The following is a 19431-nucleotide window of genomic DNA, read 5'->3' on the forward strand; positions in this document are numbered from 1 at the left end:
ATTACCTGATCATATTGATTACATGTCGTATATCAAAAAAAACTGACAAATCATAACCTGGCAGGGTATGCTTTATCAGCCTGACACAACCAGACGCTGCCACAACCCACATACGACTTTTGAAATATGATGCGCCAGTAATGGCGGCACTGCATTTCCTACCTGGGTTCTCTGCTGAGTAGCTCCCCCTTCAAAGAAATAATTATCAGGAAAAGTCTGAAGCCGAGCAGCCTCTCTGACAGTGAGACTTCGACACTGAACAGGATCGGGATGGATATAATAGTGACCATCCTTTGATAAATGGCAGGTCACAGTCGTTGAAGGGCTTTCAGCTCTCTGAACCTTAAACCTGTCAACAAAAGACTGAGTATTTTGATGATCCGGATCAAGCTCTACCTGCTTCAACTGTTTGATGGATATCCTGTCATAAATTCCAGCTTCTTTTTTCAGGAAGTCTTTCACATTATTTACACGGGCCTTTTCCAGAACCCAGCCCGGAATCCCTTTGCCAAACTCCTGCTCAAGCTCTTTATACACTTTTGCATAACAGGCTGCATAAACGTAACGAGCCAGGTCGGTATCCATATGACCGCGGGGAAAATGGTTCAGCTCAGGAAGGCCGTCCGACTTGTTTTTATACCAGGACTTGAGAGCCTCTGAATCTGGCTGATCATTCTCCCACCGGTAGTACTCACCCAACTCTTCAAGAGAGTCAACTTTAGCCAAGATGCTCCGAATGGTGTCATCAACATCCTTCAGTACTGTTCTGATCCTTGCGTTAAAAAGACCATCAATGAATGGCTCAGCCCCATCACTCTGCAGAAGATCCTCAGATTCAAATTTGCGTCTGATTGCAGTGAGGCACTGCTGCAATTGCTCATTCCATTCACCTTCAGGCAAATCCATGGTGGATAAATGCCTGTCCAAAGCGTGAACAACATCCCCAATCAGAAAATGAATGTTTTTTTTCCACTCCGACTCAGCTTTGGCTGACGGCACAATTATACGACGACGCACGTCTGTATTGATAGAGCTCAATGTGCTGAACAGGGGCTGCAAATCACTTATTGCTGTTCCAACACTCACATTTTTCGGGACGTCAGTGGGTAGCTTTATACTCTGAAGCACAGCTTCCAAAGAAACATCTTTCAACAGATCAGATCTTATCCCAAGAAGAATCACCCTGTCCCTGTGTTGAGGAACACCATAATCGGATGCTCTCAGAATAAATCTTTTAGGGGCCAGCGTATCCAGCTGGCACTTATCGCCTGCGTAATAACATTCACTCCCGGCAGCCAGAGAGGCAATCACATACTTCTTTCCGGTATTGGTGTGCACACCCTTACCGAGCGCCAGTGCAGGGTCATGGAGTTCAGAAACCACTCGTTTCCATACAGGCTCTTTCGTTCCGTCTTCATTGGTAAACTGAGCAGACAGCATCCCCCGGACATTCTCCATAACAAAAAATGCCGGTTTATTTGCCTCCAGAACCCTCAGATATTCTTTATAAAGAGTTGCCCGGGGGTCTTTATCAAAAATGTATTGCCCCGTCTCATTACAGACGTACTGTTTCAGATCATTCCTGCTTCGCCTTGAACGACCTGCATTAGAATATGCCTGACATGGAGGACCACCGACCAGAATAAACTCACTTTCAGCGCCCGACTTACGGTTAAACCCTTCCATTGCATCACGAATAACAGGGCTGATGTTGCCTGATTTTTCTGGCACCTCATCTCCGCCCAGCTCAAACTGCAGGACATCATTTCTTGCGTAAAGGGCCGCAGCCAGAATATCGCTTAACTCATCAGAATATTCAGAGGCAAAAACTTGCCAGTCTCCATTTAGGCTGGATGCAATAACGTTCTCAAACATCTGAACACTGTCGGCTTTTGGAATATCAGCATGTAGAACATTATGAAGAATCAGTGAAGGTGACTGACGGACACCACTGGATCTGTCAGCCACATAATCAATATACACCCTGGGCGGAGCTGGTCGTTTCAATGTGTAAACAAACCAGCGCAGGAAGGCTCTCAACCTCAACGTGGTAAATGCTGACTTTTCTTTCTCAGCGGAGAGTATACTTTTGAAAGGATAAATATCACCGCAATCGCCTGATGAAAGAGTGTATGAAGAAAAACCTTCACTCAATCCGCCAGGCCCTGCAAAAATATCCACAAATGGTATTTTCTGATGCATGTCAGTCCATAACTCAAAAATCATAACCGCCAGGATACCAGGTTAGAGGTAACGTGGAAATGGTAGATATACTGGATAGCCTTTCCCGATCCCGAAATATGGCAAAAATCAAAAGCAAAGATACTAAGCCAGAGATGATTATCAGGAAGTATCTGCATGCAAAGGGCCTTCGATACAGACTTCATGATAAGCAGCTCCCAGGAAAACCCGACATTGTACTGCCAAGATTCAAAACAGTAATTTTCGTACATGGCTGCTTCTGGCACAGGCATGAAAATTGCCGTTTGGCTTACACCCCGAAAACCCGCTGTGATTTCTGGAACAAAAAATTTGAAGCCAATATAAAACGAGACCGGTTTGTTATCGCAACTCTGATAGAGAAAGGCTGGAGAATCATTATTGTCTGGGAGTGTGCTATACGCTCAAAGTCAAGGGATGAATACCTTATGCAAACTTATAATGAAATCTTCTCTGATCAACAAATAACGCACATACAGGATATGTGATGCGCATTCCGGAGCATTCGGCCACCCTCCATCGGAGCACAGCGATGCATCGGTTTGCAGCTTAGAACGTATGTTCGGACTTCGCCAGTTTTGCTTGTTTCGTTCGCGGTGACTCACCCTTCAGAGGAACGCGGTGAGCGTTATGAACCAGCTGGTCCAGATTCGCATCTGCCAGTGTCGAATCACCGTTCAGTTCATGCCAGTGATCAACCGGCATCTGGCTGGTAATCAGGGTGCTCTTCAGGTTATGCCGGTCTTCAACCAGCTCCAGCAAGTCACGCCTCTGATTCTTGTTTAAGGGGGCCTCAGCCCCCAGTCATCCAGCTATCTCTTAGTCACAAATTCTATATTTGACTTACCTTTTCTGAGATAGGTCAAGACCATGCTTCCACCACTGCCTCCTCAGCAATGGGCTGAACATACTTTTAAGTACTCAGACTTAGATGATAAACGTCGTACAAAAAGATTAACTCTTGTAGCCGCTGAATTGGCTGCCCACACGGGTTCATCTTTAGCCTCCTCTTCTTTTTGAAGCTTTGGCTGAAGAGCCTGCCTTGGGAGCTTACACGATTAAGGTGCCTCAGCGTGGTGGGCGAAATGCCCGTAAAGCACGCAAAGTAACTCTGGAAGTGAACAAGAAAACCGCTACGATTCAATCACCCTTGTTGGCCATGGCCAGGAAAAGCCGCCGGTACGAATGGTTGAAAGATGCTGATTCCATTGCCTTGCAGCAGGCCATCATTAATCTGGATAGGGCATTTCAGAACTTCTTTAGCCCCAAACTTGAAGCTGGTAAGCCTCGCTTCAAATCCAAACATGGTCAAGAACAGACGACTGGCCTAAGCTATCTCTGATGCCGGATGGTCATCGCTGATCCCAAGCTGGAGTACAAGGCAAAGCAGACAGGAAAACACCAGGTCAAGATTGACCAGTGGTTTCCATCGTCAAAAACCTGTTCTTGCTGTGGCCAGAAACGAAATGAGATGCCATTGAAAGTCCGGTCATGGTTCTGTTCCTGTGGAGCAATCCACGACAGGGATATTAACGCTGCCGGAAACATTCGACAGCAAGGCATCCTGAGATTAAAGGCGGAAGGGCAGTCTATTCTCGGACAGCCTCCTGGCCCGCCAGGGCGGGTAATGTCACCCTCAAGCCTGCCTCCATTCTTCAACATTCCTTTCTCTCGTCCAGGTTGGTTCCATTATGTATAAATTCATATGTCACCTCGCCTGCCTTTTTCTCTCTCTCCTTATTCTTCAAGACAGTAGCGCCAACGTCATTCTTCATGCTTTCAACTGGAAGTACTCGGAAGTCAGCGAAAAAGCTGATGAGCTAAGTAAGCTGGGCTACCAGATGGTCCTGGTATCCCCGCCACTGAAAAGCACCGGTGAAGAATGGTGGGCTCGTTACCAGCCCCAGGACTATCGTGTGATAGAAAACCCTTTGGGGGACACCAATGACTTCAGGCAAATGCTTAATACCCTTAAACAGTATGGTGTGGTCGTATATGCCGACATCGTCCTGAATCACATGGCCAACGAAGCTTATGAACGGGATGATCTTAATTTTCCCGGGCAAAAAATCCTTGCACAATACGCAGCCAGCCCCACAAAGTACTCCTCCCTGCGGCTTTTTGGTGACCTGGGCAAGAACCTCTTCTCTGCCTCGGACTTCAATCCTGCAACCTGCATCAATAACTATAACTCGACTTATGAGGTTCAAAACTGGCGGCTTTGTGGCGCTCCCCCGGATACCGGTCTGCCGGACCTGGTTAACAATGACTGGGTTGTTGAACAGCAACAAAAGTATCTTCGGAGTTTGCGTGACATGGGGGTCAAGGGCTTCAGGATTGACGCAGCAAAGCATATGCCCCTTGAACATGTAAACCAGGTCATCACGGCTGACATCAAGCATGGTATGCACATTTTTGGAGAGATCATTACCAGTGGTGGGGCGGGAAACTCTGAATACGACAGGTTTCTGAAACCTTACCTGGATGGTACAGGCTTTGCCGCTTACGATTTCCCGCTATTCAGTAGCCTGTATAATGCTTTCAAAATCGGCGGAAGCCTGAACCTTCTTGTTGATCCCCTTGCCTATGGTCAGGCTCTTCAGCCAGGAAGAGCCATTACTTTTGTTACCACCCATGACATTCCCAATAACCAGGGCTTTCGTTACCTGATCATGGACGAGACTGATGAGCAGCTGGCCTATGCCTATATCATGGGACGTGACGGTGGCGTCCCCCTGGTGTTTTCCGATCATAACGAGAGCGGGGACAACCGCTGGGCAGATGCGTACAGGTCCGGCAGCTTAACAGCCATGCTTGAATTCCACAGGGCCAACCAGGGGCAACCCATGAAGATAATAGGGCATGGTGACTGTTTTCTGCTGTTTAGCCGGGGAGAGTCTGACGCTACCGGAGTGGTTGGTATCAACAAGTGTGAACATGGCCAGGAATACTGGGTAAACACACAGGAGCATAAATTCTTCTGGCACCAAACTTACTTTGATGTCCTGGATCCTGCTGACACATTCATAGTCAGCAGCCAATTTCACCGGTTCTACATACCAGGGCGCAAAGCTAAAATGTGGATGCGGCAGTGATGGTCTAACCTGGAAAATTTTCGCTTTATATGCTTTGCAGCAGAGTGAAAAAAGGCCTGCGGTTCAGGCCAGTGCAATGGGTTAAGGGAACGTCTGTGAGAACCTGCCATTAAAACGGTTGGTCTGGCAACGGTTAGACCGTCCTGTTACTGACGGCTGAGCTGTGTGGTCGTGTCTTCTACAGGAACCTGCATATTTTTGCCGGTGGCATGTCGGCAGCGGGGCCTGTTGTCTTATCATCATACTGTGGTGGCAGCAGCAAAGAGTCCCTTGCAAGCCCGGAATTGGGCACCATTTGGTAAAAAGTTCTCCCTTCATGTGCACGTGACTTCACGATATAACCGCGCTCATTGAGTAGACGGGCACCCGGCGATTCTGGCTGTAGGAGCATCTGCTCCAGTTCAGATTGTGCCGGGGTACCAACAGCGGGCAGGATAGCTTCCTGCTGGAGCCGCAACGCCTCAGCTTTCAGAGAATCAAGGATGCCAGCGGAAATCTGATTTTCCAGCCCGGGTTGATCAGCCGCCACGATGATCTTATCTGCCAGGGTCATGGCTTCTGGTAACTTGATTTGTCGAAGTTCCTCTTCATTGTGCAGACTTCGATAAGCGCCACCGGAGCCGATATCCGGATCCCAGCAGTCTGGCAGCCGGGAATCTTCGTGCTTGCGGTGTTCTGCGAAGCAGGCTGAGATACCGGCTTTCTCAGCGATAACGAACCGGACCAGATCGTCCAGACACTCACGCAAACACTGATAGGGGTCCGGTGCCTGTTCAATCAGTAATCGTCGTTTATGGTTATCAACCGGGAGATGGTATTTACTGGTGAACGGATTGGTCGTCTGGTGATGCCAGCCACCGGTAATGCTGGCCAGATCCCGAAAACTCAACAATGCTGACTGGATCAGCAGGGTGAATTGCGGGTTATTGACCACGGCCAACAGCTCGATCATTTCCGGATGAAAATGGCCATCATGGATCATTTCCAGGGTGTCCATTGCGGCTGAGTCAGTTGACAGTCTGATCGCCGGAAAGTCCTCCCGGGGCGGTATGACCCGAAGGATATCCACTATATCCCCAAAGCGCAGCACCTGGCGCAGCAGTAACTCATCCTCCGGGCATTGGTGGTCAGGGATAAACGACGGGTTACCCACACCCATCATTTTACAATTTTTGTTTCTCAGGGCGCTGGCCACCAGAGTAACCAGCTGGCCGGGGTACTGTTGCAGACCGGTCATATCACGCTGGAACAGTTCCGCTGCCCGAAGCTCTTCAAGATATTTATGCTCATCTTCAGCGACAGCATCGTGGTAGAGTTCGGCAATGGGCAGCAACTCCAGCAACTGCGGATGCTTAAGCAGTAACTCCCGGAATGGCTTATGAAAGTGCGGCAACACCTTTTGATCCATAAGGAATTCGGTGGCCAGCTGGGTGCGCAGGGCGTGATCCAGTCCGTGCCATTTGCGGTAAAAGGGTTGTATGCCCTCCGCCAGGATGGTTTGCGCCCTGTAGGGATGGGGAAACTGGTAATAATGCTGACCGACCACCTGGGTAATTGACCCATAGCGGCTATCAGGCAGGTTTTCCCTGCCCTCAAAGGTTGGCGGGGATGCCAGAAATGTCTCCAGCCAGGCAAGCTGGTTCGGACCGTACTCTATTGAGCGGACCACAGCAGGAAAAGGAAAGCGATAGGCCTTCCCCAGGAACATAATAAAATTATCGCTAACAGATGATTTGCGCGTCGCTATATTCTCTAAATGCTCACGTAACTTTTCATCACTGTAGCACCGGGGTGATAATCGCTGTTCCAGAAATTCCCTGACTGCACCCCCGTTATCAGATCGGTTCACAACAAAGCGATAATAAAACTCTATGCCAAACAGTTCATCGACCATCTGATGAAGATGGATACTACCGAACTTCCTCCTGTAGTTGTCATGATACCAGAGCAATAGCTTCTTCAAGGTCGACAAGCGACTGATAATCTCGTCAGAATCAGTAACGGGGCCGTCGTCACTTTGGCAAAGAAGTGACCACAGCATCTCGTGTCGTATGATATCGGCTTCATCTGCTGTCAGCAGATTCGCCCTGCGAAAATGTGCGGCAGATATTAACAAGGTACAGTCAGGCAAGTTCCAGGATGAAGTGAGATGGACTCTTGTACCGTGTGCGGTCAGAAGACAGCACACCAACGGATTATTGTGGGAGACTCCTGAACACTCTGGTGACCCTGATAATAATGGTACAAACAATTTGTGTTTTAATAGCTCCCGACAGATAACAGCTTGTGCCGCAAAGTGGGATTTGGTTTGTTGCAGGAGGTAATCCCAGCTGAGTTTGACGCGCTGTTGTTCGTAATTATTATCTGCCCCGTCGTACTTGATTCCGGGAAAATGTTCTTTTATCGGGCATTGCCTGATCAACGCTTCCATCAATAGATTTGGTAAACCGACCGGACTTTTAACCTTGTCGTCCAGGGCTGAAAGTGCGGTCATGAATTTTGCTGAATCGTAGTGCTCAATGGCTGTCAGGAGGGCGTTGATATCAATATTTTCTTCTCCAAACTCCACTGCTACCGTGCTGACCTGCGGTGGGATATTTTCTAACAGCTTCAGGAATCGCTCACAGCCGGACTGGCTCAATAACTGGTAAAGGTTATGCTCATAACCAATGACGCTCCCATATCGGGAAAAAGTATGGGTGTGGTATTGCAGCTGTTGCACTTGTGCACGGCTGAGTGTCACCGGGGAGTGAACCACGCCCTGAAAGCTGTTGAACAGGCACAGTTTAACCGGTTCACGGAACTCACCGCCGGACAGGTTACCTTTCTTTTGCTCAAGCGTCAGGATATTGCCCATAACTTCTTCAATACGACGAAAAGAGAGCTCCCTGCCAAAGTCAAGAAGATAGCCATAGTGCATGTGGTCAAAATTAATTTGACAGATAATCTCGGGATATTTGCCAATTTTCGTATTGAATGTGGGATGCGCTTTGTGGAGTAAATAGCCATTCTTGCCAATGTGACCTGAGGATAATCTAAAAGTTGATCCGTCAAATAACGAATGCCATCTGCGTTCCAACTCATCCATTTTCATTGTTAACACATCCCAACTGGTAATTTTCTTGATACGATTCGAGTGCAGATGTTGGGGTTCTCCATTAGCATCTGAAGCAACATCTTGTTTAAAAGCCCAGCGCATATCGCAGCCGCGTTCAGGTTTCAGAATAGTAAGGATCCGGTCTGATCCCAGCAGAAACTCATTAAAGCGCTTATGGTGAGTGGTTACCGCATATCGGGAACCCCGGCGCAATAAACTCACCGGTCTGTATTGATTTCCGGAACCCGCTTCGTTTGACGCATTGACAACACGGACCATCATTCCGGAAAACTGACCGTTTAATGCAGTAACAGGGTGATAATTGTCACCTGCAGATTGTGATTCATTAAATACCGGTGAACCAGCGCCTGCTCCCTGCTGAGGTATGGACATATCAATGATCTCCTTGAATTTAAAATCGTATACGACTTACATTTTATTGTTGTTTCAGAGTGTCTATTAATGTTTAAGCGTGTCGTGCTGATCAAACCCGAAAGACCCTTGCCCTGTTAAATGCACTGCCTTTTGCATGGGGGCACCATAACGTAATCTGAATTCAAGCGAACATAAGCATCAGACAAAAAAAATACCAAAAGGTTCTTTAAAATCCGGAGCCAGGCAGGTCAGGAGGACGAACCCGGATATCTAATTCCCTGATTTTTGCGACGCTGCATTCTTTGCTCCCTGGAACGCTTCTTTTCTCGCTCTGCGAAAGCGGGATCATTCTGGTAACGCTCCTTTTGGCGCTCTCTTCTGAGCTTGTTTTGGCGCTCGGCGTAAGCGGGATTTTTGCGCCGCTCCCTCAAGCGCTCCTGTTGGCGCATGAGATAACCAGGACTTTTGATACGCTCCCTCATGCGTTGTCGTTGGCGCTCGGCAAACTCTGGATCATTCTGGTAACGTTCCCTTTTTTGCTCCCTTTGGTGTCTCCTTTTTTTCTCCAGTGAAGTGGGATCGCTTTGGCGCTTCATTATTGAAGGGGGAGCATCAACAATTTTTTTTGTCTGGATGTTATCACTTGAAGTCTGGTTCAGGTTTAGTGGGGTTATTAAAGTAACTGGTGGTGAAATTTGTGGTTCAGAGACGTCGTCAGGAGGGTTGGTTAATAGACAAACCGGATTCAAATAGTACGCTTGTGTTGCGTCACTGGTCTCAGGCTGACACGTGGGTAAGAAGATCTGCTGATTAAAAGGAATGTCTGGTGTTGACGGTAGCGTATACTTAATGGATTTATTACTGGAGTTCTCAAATGTATATTTATCAGAAACTGGTTTTGATCTATCAGGAGTATCTGTACCTAAACTTTCTTCTGTATCGGAAGGTGCCAGAGGCTTAATACCATATTCACTTAATAAACTAATAGGATTAGGGGAGAGGTTGGGTATATCTGATTGGTTATGGTAAGCAGGAAAAGGAGTGTCCACTATCTGAACAGACATGCAATGATACGTCAGTGATTTTTCGCTGCCATCAGATATATACGTTTGTTCTAATAAGTCTGATGACCCTAAATAAGGATCAGAGAAAACGGGATCAAGTAACGGTGACTTATTTGAGCAATCCATGGAATTACTGAATTATTAAATTACAGCTTAAGACCTGTCTTTCTTATCAAAGTTCCTCCCCAACATAATCCATTCAATATTTAACTACAAAATAAATGCAGGTTAAGATGACGCCAACAATATCAGGATCATTGAGCTGTTTTGCCAGCCCGGCCCCTCCGGTTCTGCCGGAAATAAAGGTACAGGCTGTCACCGAAAAGCACTTGATCAGTGTTGATGATGAGAGATTCAGGCCTCTGAAAGCGGTCATGGACAGCAAAAATATAAAGTCTCTGTTCATCCGCGAACTGAAACAATTGTCAGACAGAGTGATCACGGTTTTTCCGCCAAAGGAATTTCTGTACATCGGGATAGGCCGAAGCCCGGCAACGGTCATTGCAGAGCTTCAGGGGCGGTTAGGAAAAGACGCGGCATGCAATATACCGCTTTCCGATTTTCAGTTTCTGGAATCCCTTAAAAAGGGCAGGGTTCGATTTAAACAAAAGATGACTCCTGAACAACAGAAGGCTCTTTTCCATCATTTTGATAAGGTTCTTGGGTCGATAGCCAGCAACCGAAAAGTGCTGATTATTGATTATGTCTGGTCAGGATGCACACTATTGTCAGCCACCTATTTTTTTCATCAGTATTTTCGTGAAAAAGACTCAGCCATGGTCGTGAGTCCGGCGACGGGCAACAGCGAGAGAAAGGTGCATGCCCTGGCACTGGGCGACTGTCTGATATTACCAAAAGATATTACTTCCTACGGTGCGAATCTGATGCAGGCAATCCAGCCGGTACTTCCTGCCGGGTGCTATGACCAGTGGGAATACGGCGATGGTTTTGAACACATCCTGCATTTTTCCCATGCCAAACCGCTTGCCGAGTACACCCAGCGGGTCACTGTAGCTGATCTGGCCAGGGGTAAGGCGGAAAATTTATGCCGCAATCCTCTCTACGATCTGCTGGTTGACTACTTGCGCGCAGAAGATCATGAGGCAGTACCAGCAGCACTGTTTACTGAGTGGGTTCTCTATCATGAATATGTACCTTGATGGGCTGGGAGCCTGTCCTACACGGCAACTGCTCCTGCGTTGCTCTAGCTCCTGCATCCATGCAGTCGTGCGGTTGCGATAAATTGGTCTAAAAATTCCTGCTTTTTCGTCAAATAGCCCCGCTATTCTCCTCAGAAGCAGAAATTTTTATCCTCAATTTTCTGCCATCCTCGCTACGGGCGCTATTCTCGGACAGCCTCCTGGAACTGAATGTTCATGCTGGTCAGATATCTTGATAGCATGGTCTGCCCGGGTAATCTGAGCCATCAGTTGTTCATGCACCCCGGCAGGACCGTGAACTCTGAATATGCGCATCAGTTTTCTCAGCATGGTTTCAGCGGCTTGTCGTTTTACCGGAGATAGTCCTTCGAGGTTATCAATACCTTTCATAAAACATTCAATGGATTTGCCGGACTGCTCAACACTGAGAGACTCCGACACGGTTATCCATAGGCTTTTGGCCTCATTGATCAGAAAATCATTGCTATAGCTGGCGAGTGCCTGAACATTATCTTCTGGCCATTCCCGGATTCTTTTAGCAACATTGAACAACAACAGGTCGGTGGGGTGGAGCCCTTCATAATCGGCCTTGGTCAAGAGTGTTTTTAACAAGTGTTCCCTATCCAGGGCGATCCGGTTTTGCAGGCAATCAGAAGGATAATCGGTATCGAGATCCTGTTTATTACTGACATTATTGAGCAGTTGCAACAGGGATTTAAGCAGGGCTGGCTTTGCCAGTTGCGCTATCAGGTGCAGAAGGTTTCTGTTATCACCGGAAGGGTTGGCTGTCAGCAACTGATTAAGGTAGTACAGGCGGAGGTACCGGGTTTCTTCAAGACATTTGATCAGTGTTTCGCAAGCCCTGTCGTGCCCTTTTGCTGCAGCGAAAATCAGCGCGCTGGATGGCTTACCCTCATCATCCTGCCCCAGCAATTCCGATGGAAAGATTCTGCCCTCTTTATGCAGTGACTCCAGTAAGGGGAATGCCCCCGAGACATTAATAATCTGGAAGGGCAGGTTGTCCGTTGACCGCCAATGGCAGCTGCGCTCATCGGTAGCTGGCCAGGGAGGCTCAATGATATCCGTGTATTCGCAGGGGACGTGCTTTTCCTGAGCTTTACAGTCCCCAACAATTTCTTCAATAACGCTTGCAGTATCTTTGTTTTCACGGAGATATTGACACAACACCCGCTGTATAGTGCGGTCTTCTGACAAGTGATGTCCATGCTCAAAGGCTTTGCTGAACAGTGCCAGCTCGGCGGCTCTTGTGTTTTTTTTCTGAGCCTCAAGCTCTGGCTTCAGGCTGGCTTCCAGTTGTGCAACCGCTGCCCTGACCCGCGCTGTATTTTCCGCAACGATGTATTCTGTTGCCTGAATTTGTTGTTGTAAGTCCGCCATTTTGTTTTCTATATCATCAATGGGTACCAGACTTTCCAGCTTCATTAAACGGAGGATATCCGGAAGGATTTTCGGAAGAGTTTCCGGGTCGATATGGTGAGACTGACACTTCCTTGCAAGCTCCAGCCATTGCATATCTTCGTGATATATTTCACGGTTTCTGCTGTGTTGCAATCCCTTTGAATACAGCGTTGAAGTTGCCTGCCGCTGGGCACTGCTTGCATCGATCAAGCCGCCATAATCATTTCTCTTATCATAGGCAATAAGTGCATCAGCATAAGAATACGTTCGGTCTTCAATCATTATCTCGCAATTCATTCGGTTTTCTAACAGGTTAAACAGTGCTTCCTTACATTCTTGCAACTTCCCGGCAATTTTATTATGCGCCTTTTCCACCGCGACCAGGATTTTGTTTTCTCTCTCAATCTGTTGTCGTTGATTGTCAATCTTTTCGGTATTCTTTTCCCTGAGTAGATTTATAGTCTCAAACAGGTCATAGCCGAAGTTGCTGTGTCTGCTAATAAATTTGCGGGAGCGGTTGCTCGCAGCAGTTTTCAGCGGTTCGCTGTTTGCTCCCATACCGATCAAGTCGAACAGGCTTTTTCCGGCAGATAATGCAGGCTCCAAAGGAGCAGACTCAATGACTTCCTGTAATTGCTGTTGTTGTTGTTTGCTCAGCGGCTCCGTATCAATACCGGAAGGTTTTGCGGTATGTGCCTGTGCCATCGACTCCAATGTTGATAGCAGAGGTTGGTCATGCAGGTAATCAATCTCATGCAACGGGTGTAACTCACACTTTTCCTGCTCGCTCCGCAAGCGGAACATGCTGTGGTCATGCCTTTCACGGGTCCGATGCAGCGCTTTTTGTTGCTCAATATCAGGTGCGCTGTACATGGGGTCTTCGTGTTGCAGATAGTCCAGTGTGTACTGTAATGATCGATATCTATTATGTTGATCCAGGGCTCTGTAACTCCATCGCTGGCCCACCTCGGCAATACGTTGGGCCAGTTGCTCAGGCTGTTGATTGAACGCACGGATATCTGGATGAAACAGAGCCTTGCTGACTGGCCCTGTTTCGTAATAGGTTCTTAATGCAGAAACAGTGTCCAGCAGTTTCCGGTCCTCCGGGGAGATTTCAGGGTTTTCAGGCCCGGAAATGATCGCGTTTATCAGTTCCTGCAACTCTTGTGGGGGAGTGAGTCGGTGTATTTTTGAGAGTTTTTTCAGCGTATTTCTGGTTTCAACCCACTGGTTATGGATGGACGCTGTCTCATGGGTTGATTGCCACTGGCTGTGCTCCTGTTGTATACGGTGGAACTGATCAGACAACGCAATAATCTGTTTTAAGGTTTCGTCCTCATTTTGAATGGGGCGATTGGCACTGGTCGTGCTGTTGGCAAACTGCTCCAGCCGATCTATTCCGGCTTTAGCAGCCTCTTTCTCGGTAATCAGACCATCGTCATTGATTTGATTGAGCCAGGTGCCAATCAGTGGGATAAGTGTCTTGAGTTGGTCATACAGGTAATGTCGGGATAGCTGGGCTCTATCCTCAGTGGGATTGATCTGGTCAGACATTGCCATGTCAGAGTCAATACGGGAAGCATCGCAGGCTATCGGTGTTGTTCTACTGACGTACTCTTCAGGAAGAAACTGCTGACAAAGTTCGGAAGCTATTTTAATCAGGTTTTTGATTTCACGGTTAAGGTTTTCCTGGTAGGCAGGCTGGTGATGAGCCGTTAATATCTGCTGCTGCTGCTTCAGACTGTTTAACTCCCACCGTTGGTCCATTCTGTTTTCTACTTTCCTGATCATCTGGTCGATTATGAATGGGTAGTCATCAGAGGGCTGCTTCGATGGGCGGATGGATTCCAGGATTGAATCCATTATTTGCTGATAGCTGCAACTGCGGTCACTTTGCCGGAAAGCGGCTTTCACAGACTGCCGGATCCTGTTCCCCAGTAAACCATCAGGTTGGCACCACTCGTTTCTGAAAAGCTCACCCATTTGCAGCTTTAGTTTATTGGATTCACTGTTAGCGTGGCGACCGTAATAGTCATTGGCAAACCGGAGAGAACGACTTCTGGATTGAATGATATACAGCGTTTTGATTAAACGCCTGAATAGGTTGTCTGTTGGGTGTAAATCAGCAAATAACTGAAAGGCCGTTAGCTCCAGCAGCTGTTTGCACATGTTAGTGTCAGGTAGCCCGGGGAGCAGGGCTTCTATTTGCTGTAACAGAGAGCATAATGTCTGGCTTGATGCCTGGCCCTGAAAACGGGTGATGATTCCCCTGAGGTTAAGGCCTGGCTCTCCGGTTGTCTCTGCCACTGCCAACAGTTCCCTGATAACGTCCATAGTCTCCCGCTCGGCAGGGGGGAGTTCGGTGATGCTTGCAGAAGAAGCTTCTGTTTTTCGCGCTTTTCGGGGGACAGACTCGGTGGCGGGGCTGATAGTGAGCTGCCTTTTCAGTGACGCTTGTACATTGCCACTGTTTGCCAAAACAGTGCTGTCGTTTTCTCTGGCCACCTGCTGAATAACTGGCAGAATTTCGGTGTTGAAAACCTGGTAGACATAGGTGATTTGACGTTTATCCTGAGCGCTCCCGGTAAACAGGAAGGTGATGGGTACCTCAATTTTTAGCCAGTCAACCGGTTTTGTCAGATCAGTTGATCGGGTCGATAGCAGAAAATCCTCCCGTAGTTTTTGTTCGTCGCGTCCCATTCGTTCAATCCTCCGGGTACGTGAACTGTCTTCAAGTTTTGCTGAAGGAATACGAAAGTGTTTGTCCCTGGGCAGAAGCAGATGTTGTGGATCAAGTGTGACAGCTCGGTGGCTGGTCAGCAGATAGTCGGGAACGCTAAGATAGTTCTCTGCTGAAATGGTGTTGTTGCCATAAGGTGCTATGTCGTAATAACGGTCCTTCCGGCACTCCATTTTGGAGAATCTTACCCAGCGTTCACCGTCGTCGCTGTCGTCGCTGTCATATAAACTGTGCTGGTAACGTCCATGGGTGCGCTGCATGGCTTGAAACCCTTCCACGTCGCTATCATCGTCGTAGCTATCATCGTCGTAGCTGTCATCGTCGTAGCTGTCATCTGAATCTTGTCGGGCAGGTTTATGGGCGCGCAGTGCGGCTCGCAACTCTCCAAAGTCGCTATCGCCACCGTAGCTATCATCTGAATCTTGCTGGTAAGGATTATGACCGGCTATTTCGGCTTGCGACCTTTCCAGGTCGCTCACCTCGCCGTAGTTGTCATCTGAATCTTGCAGGTAAGGATTATGACCGGATATTACAGCTTGTGACCTTTCCGAGTCGCTATCCTCGCCGTAGCTGTCATCTGAATCTTGCTGGTAAGGATTATGACCGGGTATTACGGCTTGCGACCTTTCCAGGTCGCTATCCTCGTCGTAGCTATCATCTGAATCATGCCGGGCAGGTTCATGGGGGCGCAATCCGGCATGCAGCTCTTCCGGGTCGATATCATCGTCGCAGCTGTTATCGTCACAGCTATTATCGTCACAGCTGGCATCTGAATCAGGATTATGGGCGGGTACGCGGTGTGACCTTTTATAATCGCTATCGTAGTCGTAGTAATCATCTGAATCTTGCTGCTCAAGTTCATTGGCAGGCAGTACGGCCTGCAATCCCTCATTATGATGGTCAATAAGGGTTCGGGCCTTATTCACGGCCTCCAAGGGCACTGATAGCCCATCCGTTGACGCCATCATTATTATGCACTGCGCCATTCTCAGCTGGAGAGTTTTAATCAGGCAGTTAACCGATTGTTCTTTGGACTTCTTTATGGCTTCAGTAACATTTTCATTGATGGAGTAGGTCAGGATCAGTTGGGTTTTGTACATTTTCAAGAGAATATCCTTACCAATGCTCCCTGTTGCCAGTAGTTTTTTCAGCAGGGACTGGTCTCTGAATTTAAGCAATGTGTAGATAATGCCCAGGCGGTTTTCTGCACTGACTGACGGGGTGAGATCACAGAGCAGTGTGTTAAAGAGCTCAACGACTTCAGACAGTTGTTGTGGGGTGGCATCATTAATGGCCTTATCCATTCCCTTTTTTAGCCACTGCATACTAGGGTTGTCCGTTTCATGGCCACTACTGAGCAGACGTTCTTTATAGATACAGAGTTTCTGCAGCCCGGTCCTTCTCAGGTCTGGTAATTTTGTGTAAAGCTTGTTGGTAACCATACTTTGCAGCCAGGTCAGCTGCTGACTGCTGAGTTTGCTGCCTTTCAAATGGTGTTGTGATAGCCAGAAAAAAAGCGGCTTCAGCAGGGTAAAGCCGGGATGGACGGTTAATTTCAACGTTGGAATCAGGGCGGTCAGTGCCGTGCACTCTGCCTCGGTGGCAGGTAACAAACCGGGCTCTGTGTTGAGAGCATGGGCAATGTGCTGCCCGATGGCTGAGTCCTGAATTTTCAGAACCATCAACAGTATCCTCTGCCAGTGAGCCATGGCTACTGCTTTTCTTTTTTGCACATGATCCAGAATAACACCCGGGTCTTTACCTGCCGTTTTTCCCGGAGGGGCTAGACGATCACGCAGCTCCCGGAATGTCTCATCACCGAGATCCTCCCGGGTAAAGTGATGCAGGCCAATACTTATGGTCTGGGGCTGCCCATTGGTTTTTATATGCGCTGAGGCGGGCTGCTCACCTGCCAGGTGATACAGATCCTGTAGTTTATACCCCTGTTTTATCCGGGTTATCAGTTCCAGTAAGAATCCGGTCTGAAGATGTGATGGGTGATCTGAGACTTTGATCATCTCCTCCGGGTTCATTTTTCTTAAATAGGGGGTGAACTCAAGGGCTGGTAACAAATGCGTCAGGACAGACGTTTGCGACATCCCTGTTGTTGACATTAACGACGGAATGAGTTGTTCAAAAAGACGGTTTTTTTTAAATGTCTGTTTGTAATCAGTCTTGGTCAGTTGGTGAAGATGCACTCGGTCAGCAATGGTTTTTTCTGGAACCCTTCTTGTGACATAGCCTGATACATGGTCTGTGGAAATAACAGGAATCTGTTTTTTGGTTGTCTGAGTGCTGCAGTACGGGGAGCCTGGGGTCAGCTTGCCTGATTGTGATGAAATCGTTAAATCAAGAAGCTGTGGACTTAATGCGGTGTTGAGTTTATCCATACTGCTGCTCTTAATGCTAATTGTCTGTTTTGATCACAAAGACCGGCGAAGTACCATGTGGTTGATCAGATGTATTAATAGCTTTCGTACAAACCCGGGTAATCAGAAGCTGCCCCCAAGGACAAATGTACGGCAAATTACGGGAAACTGGCTCAGTAAGTATCCCGTTAGTTCATCCAGTTAAGTAAAAGTTCCCGCTTTATATTTTTTTCTGTAAAGGTTGGTCTAACGTGCTGATAATGAAAATGGCGGGATGATGATGGAGCTCAACGGCCGGTAGATCAAATCAGGGTCATGTATAGTCCGCCCCGCTTTGCAAGGAAAAGTTTTCCATCGTGTATCAACAGGATTCGCAGGTAGGTATCGCCCCGTTTACTGATCCCCAGCAACGTGGGCACGCCACCGGTCGATTGCTGCTTTGGCACCAAGCCAGCCAGGCAGCCATTTCTCTGCCATTTTTAAATGCTGATATATCACCAATCGCAGCAAACAGTGCTGTAGCACTGAGTAACCCAATGCCGGGTATGGTTAGCAAAAGTTTGCAAGCTTCAATGCCGATAACGCATTGAGGCAGGTTAGCCATAAAGGGCAAGAGTTCCTTGCGGTTAAGTTTCTTTTTGAGAGCCACATGACCTTTGGCATTAACTCCATGTAACTGGAAACTCTTTTTGCTCAGATCGATTCCGAGAAAAACAACCGATCTTTCTGGTTTGCTCCTGATTTGTTAATCTTGCCCATGAATGGCTCGCTCCGTTTCTTATTCTGAATGATGTCCGAACAACTCATTCTATCTTGGCTCATTTGAAGCCGTTTTGGGAGCGGGGCGGATCATTCCATTAGGTCTTTCTTTTTGCACGTCACTGGTTATCTACCGTCTAAGGAATTGTCTTTTAATAAGTTCCCGATTTCCGTTCACCCTGAGTGCTGAGCTTGTCGAAGTATCGAAGGGTCGTGCCATCGAACTTCGATACTTCGACAAGCTCAGCACTCAGTCCGAACGGAGTCAGGCAATGAGAATAGGGAAGTTATTTCCAGACAACTCCTAAGATATGCAAGATGAAAGACCCCAAGTTTTGCTGGTTCAGGTGCATGGCGAGGTTGTGTTCCCCAATGCCATGGTATTCAGCGAAGGCAAAACCATAGCGGATTATGTCAACAGTGCCGACGGTTATTCCCAAAAGGCGGATCAGTCTCGAGTACTGGTATTGCATACCGGTGGCACCATTACCCGCATCGAATACAACGATGGCTGGCTCACCGGTGGCAAGCTGGCGAAGTACGGTGTCAAGCCCGGCGATGAGATTCTGGTGATGCCAAAGGTAGACGACAAAACCATGCAGTACACCAGTGATATTACGGAAGTGGTTTACCAGGTGGCCATGAACGCGGCGGTGGTGTTGAAACTTTAATACAGGGTTGAAAGTGTCTCATCAATCAAAAGGGTTAGTCACAGAAAAACCAGGGATTTTCCTGAAATCGGTATCCCTGGTAAGAATCTCACTGACGCTGTGCTCTTTCATAACTGCTGCAATACGACAGTCGTGAACAAAGTTGCCTCTGACAGGTGCCACTTGTTGGATAATTTCTGCAAAATACAGCAGATGGTCAGAGCCGGGATCAATCCGGAATACCGCTGGTTGGTCGAGAAGGTTCCTTATATTGGCGAGTGCTTGCTCAATACCCAACGGTTTCGGCTTGATTAATTTTGGATGGGTGACCACCCTCAGATATTCAAATATATTGATCCAGGTAATGCAGTGGCGGGTTTTCTGTGAGGCAACCTGCTCCAGAAGTGCCCTGGCCAGCTCATGCTCATCAAAAAAGGGAATGCTGGCGTAGACAAGAATGTTGGTATCAATCAGCTTCATGGC

10 protein-coding genes and 3 pseudogenes are annotated in these 19431 nt (G+C 47.8%); 6 read left to right on the forward strand and 7 right to left on the reverse strand.

Features of this window, described 5'->3' with window-relative positions; translation table 11 throughout:
* Window positions 1-75: 75 nt before the first annotated feature.
* Window positions 76-1968, reverse strand: a complete 1893-nt coding sequence (locus J7439_RS06280) for a DNA cytosine methyltransferase (protein ID WP_209200976.1) — start codon at window positions 1966-1968, stop codon at window positions 76-78.
* A gap of 293 nt (window positions 1969-2261) precedes the next feature.
* Between J7439_RS06280 and J7439_RS06285 the strand changes: the two genes are divergently transcribed.
* Complete coding sequence (locus tag J7439_RS06285) at window positions 2262-2708, forward strand: very short patch repair endonuclease (RefSeq protein ID WP_209200977.1); 447 nt, start codon at window positions 2262-2264, stop codon at window positions 2706-2708.
* A 61-nt stretch (window positions 2709-2769) separates the two neighbouring features.
* Here the strand turns inward: J7439_RS06285 and J7439_RS06290 are convergent.
* A pseudogene (locus tag J7439_RS06290) lies at window positions 2770-3032 on the reverse strand (ATP-binding protein); the annotation flags it as partial.
* 58 nt (window positions 3033-3090) lie between these two features.
* On the opposite strand from J7439_RS06290, the gene J7439_RS06295 reads away from it, so the two are divergent.
* The 3 genes and pseudogenes from J7439_RS06295 to J7439_RS06310 all read left to right on the forward strand — a co-directional run bounded on the left by J7439_RS06295 (window position 3091) and on the right by J7439_RS06310 (window position 5315).
* On the forward strand, window positions 3091-3240 hold the full coding sequence (locus J7439_RS06295; protein WP_209200979.1) for an IS4/Tn5 family transposase DNA-binding protein: 150 nt from the start codon (window positions 3091-3093) through the stop codon (window positions 3238-3240).
* A gap of 127 nt (window positions 3241-3367) precedes the next feature.
* A pseudogene (locus J7439_RS26945) lies at window positions 3368-3919 on the forward strand (zinc ribbon domain-containing protein); the annotation flags it as partial.
* Complete coding sequence (locus tag J7439_RS06310) at window positions 3912-5315, forward strand: alpha-amylase family protein (protein ID WP_209200982.1); 1404 nt, start codon at window positions 3912-3914, stop codon at window positions 5313-5315. The pseudogene J7439_RS26945 and the gene J7439_RS06310, both read left to right, overlap by 8 nt.
* 178 nt (window positions 5316-5493) lie before the next feature.
* Here the strand turns inward: J7439_RS06310 and J7439_RS06315 are convergent, their stop codons facing one another.
* Window positions 5494-8805, reverse strand: coding sequence for a hypothetical protein (locus J7439_RS06315; protein WP_209200983.1), 3312 nt, complete (start codon window positions 8803-8805; stop codon window positions 5494-5496).
* A 230-nt stretch (window positions 8806-9035) separates the two neighbouring features.
* Window positions 9036-9851 (reverse strand): hypothetical protein, encoded by an 816-nt coding sequence (locus J7439_RS06320; RefSeq protein ID WP_209200984.1) that lies wholly within the window; start codon window positions 9849-9851, stop codon window positions 9036-9038.
* A gap of 233 nt (window positions 9852-10084) precedes the next feature.
* Here J7439_RS06320 and J7439_RS06325 point away from each other — a divergent pair, with 233 nt between their 5' ends.
* The gene (locus J7439_RS06325) at window positions 10085-11011 is read left to right on the forward strand and encodes a hypothetical protein (protein ID WP_209200985.1); all 927 of its coding nucleotides are present in this window, start codon (window positions 10085-10087) and stop codon (window positions 11009-11011) included.
* Window positions 11012-11164: 153 nt separating this feature from the next.
* On the opposite strand, the gene J7439_RS06330 is transcribed toward J7439_RS06325, so the two are convergent.
* Both J7439_RS06330 and J7439_RS06335 read right to left on the reverse strand, forming a co-directional pair.
* A complete protein-coding gene (locus J7439_RS06330) occupies window positions 11165-17560 on the reverse strand; it encodes a hypothetical protein (RefSeq protein WP_209200986.1) in 6396 nt (2131 codons plus the stop codon).
* Between the two features lie 317 nt (window positions 17561-17877).
* A pseudogene (locus J7439_RS06335) lies at window positions 17878-18095 on the reverse strand (transposase); the annotation flags it as partial.
* 514 nt (window positions 18096-18609) lie between these two features.
* Between J7439_RS06335 and J7439_RS06340 the strand changes: the two are divergent.
* Window positions 18610-18969, forward strand: coding sequence for a hypothetical protein (locus J7439_RS06340; RefSeq protein ID WP_209200988.1), 360 nt, complete (start codon window positions 18610-18612; stop codon window positions 18967-18969).
* Window positions 18970-18990: 21 nt separating this feature from the next.
* Here J7439_RS06340 and J7439_RS06345 read toward each other — a convergent pair whose 3' ends face one another.
* The gene (locus tag J7439_RS06345; RefSeq protein ID WP_209200989.1) at window positions 18991-19428 is read right to left on the reverse strand and encodes a type II toxin-antitoxin system VapC family toxin; all 438 of its coding nucleotides are present in this window, start codon (window positions 19426-19428) and stop codon (window positions 18991-18993) included.
* Between the last annotated feature and the right edge of the window lie 3 nt (window positions 19429-19431).

The organism is Salinisphaera sp. G21_0 (assembly GCF_017744115.1).
Classification (GTDB): domain Bacteria; phylum Pseudomonadota; class Gammaproteobacteria; order Pseudomonadales; family Endozoicomonadaceae; genus Endozoicomonas.

Coding starts and splice junctions, on each gene's coding strand:
- J7439_RS06285 (WP_209200977.1), top strand. CDS start 2,262: ATGGTAGATATACTGGATAGCCTTTCCCGATCCCGAAATATGGCAAAA.
- J7439_RS06295 (WP_209200979.1), top strand. CDS start 3,091: ATGCTTCCACCACTGCCTCCTCAGCAATGGGCTGAACATACTTTTAAG.
- J7439_RS06310 (WP_209200982.1), top strand. CDS start 3,912: ATGTATAAATTCATATGTCACCTCGCCTGCCTTTTTCTCTCTCTCCTT.
- J7439_RS06315 (WP_209200983.1), bottom strand. CDS start 8,805: ATGTCCATACCTCAGCAGGGAGCAGGCGCTGGTTCACCGGTATTTAAT.
- J7439_RS06320 (WP_209200984.1), bottom strand. CDS start 9,851: ATGTCTGTTCAGATAGTGGACACTCCTTTTCCTGCTTACCATAACCAA.
- J7439_RS06325 (WP_209200985.1), top strand. CDS start 10,085: ATGACGCCAACAATATCAGGATCATTGAGCTGTTTTGCCAGCCCGGCC.
- J7439_RS06330 (WP_209200986.1), bottom strand. CDS start 17,560: ATGGATAAACTCAACACCGCATTAAGTCCACAGCTTCTTGATTTAACG.
- J7439_RS06340 (WP_209200988.1), top strand. CDS start 18,610: ATGCAAGATGAAAGACCCCAAGTTTTGCTGGTTCAGGTGCATGGCGAG.
- J7439_RS06345 (WP_209200989.1), bottom strand. CDS start 19,428: ATGAAGCTGATTGATACCAACATTCTTGTCTACGCCAGCATTCCCTTT.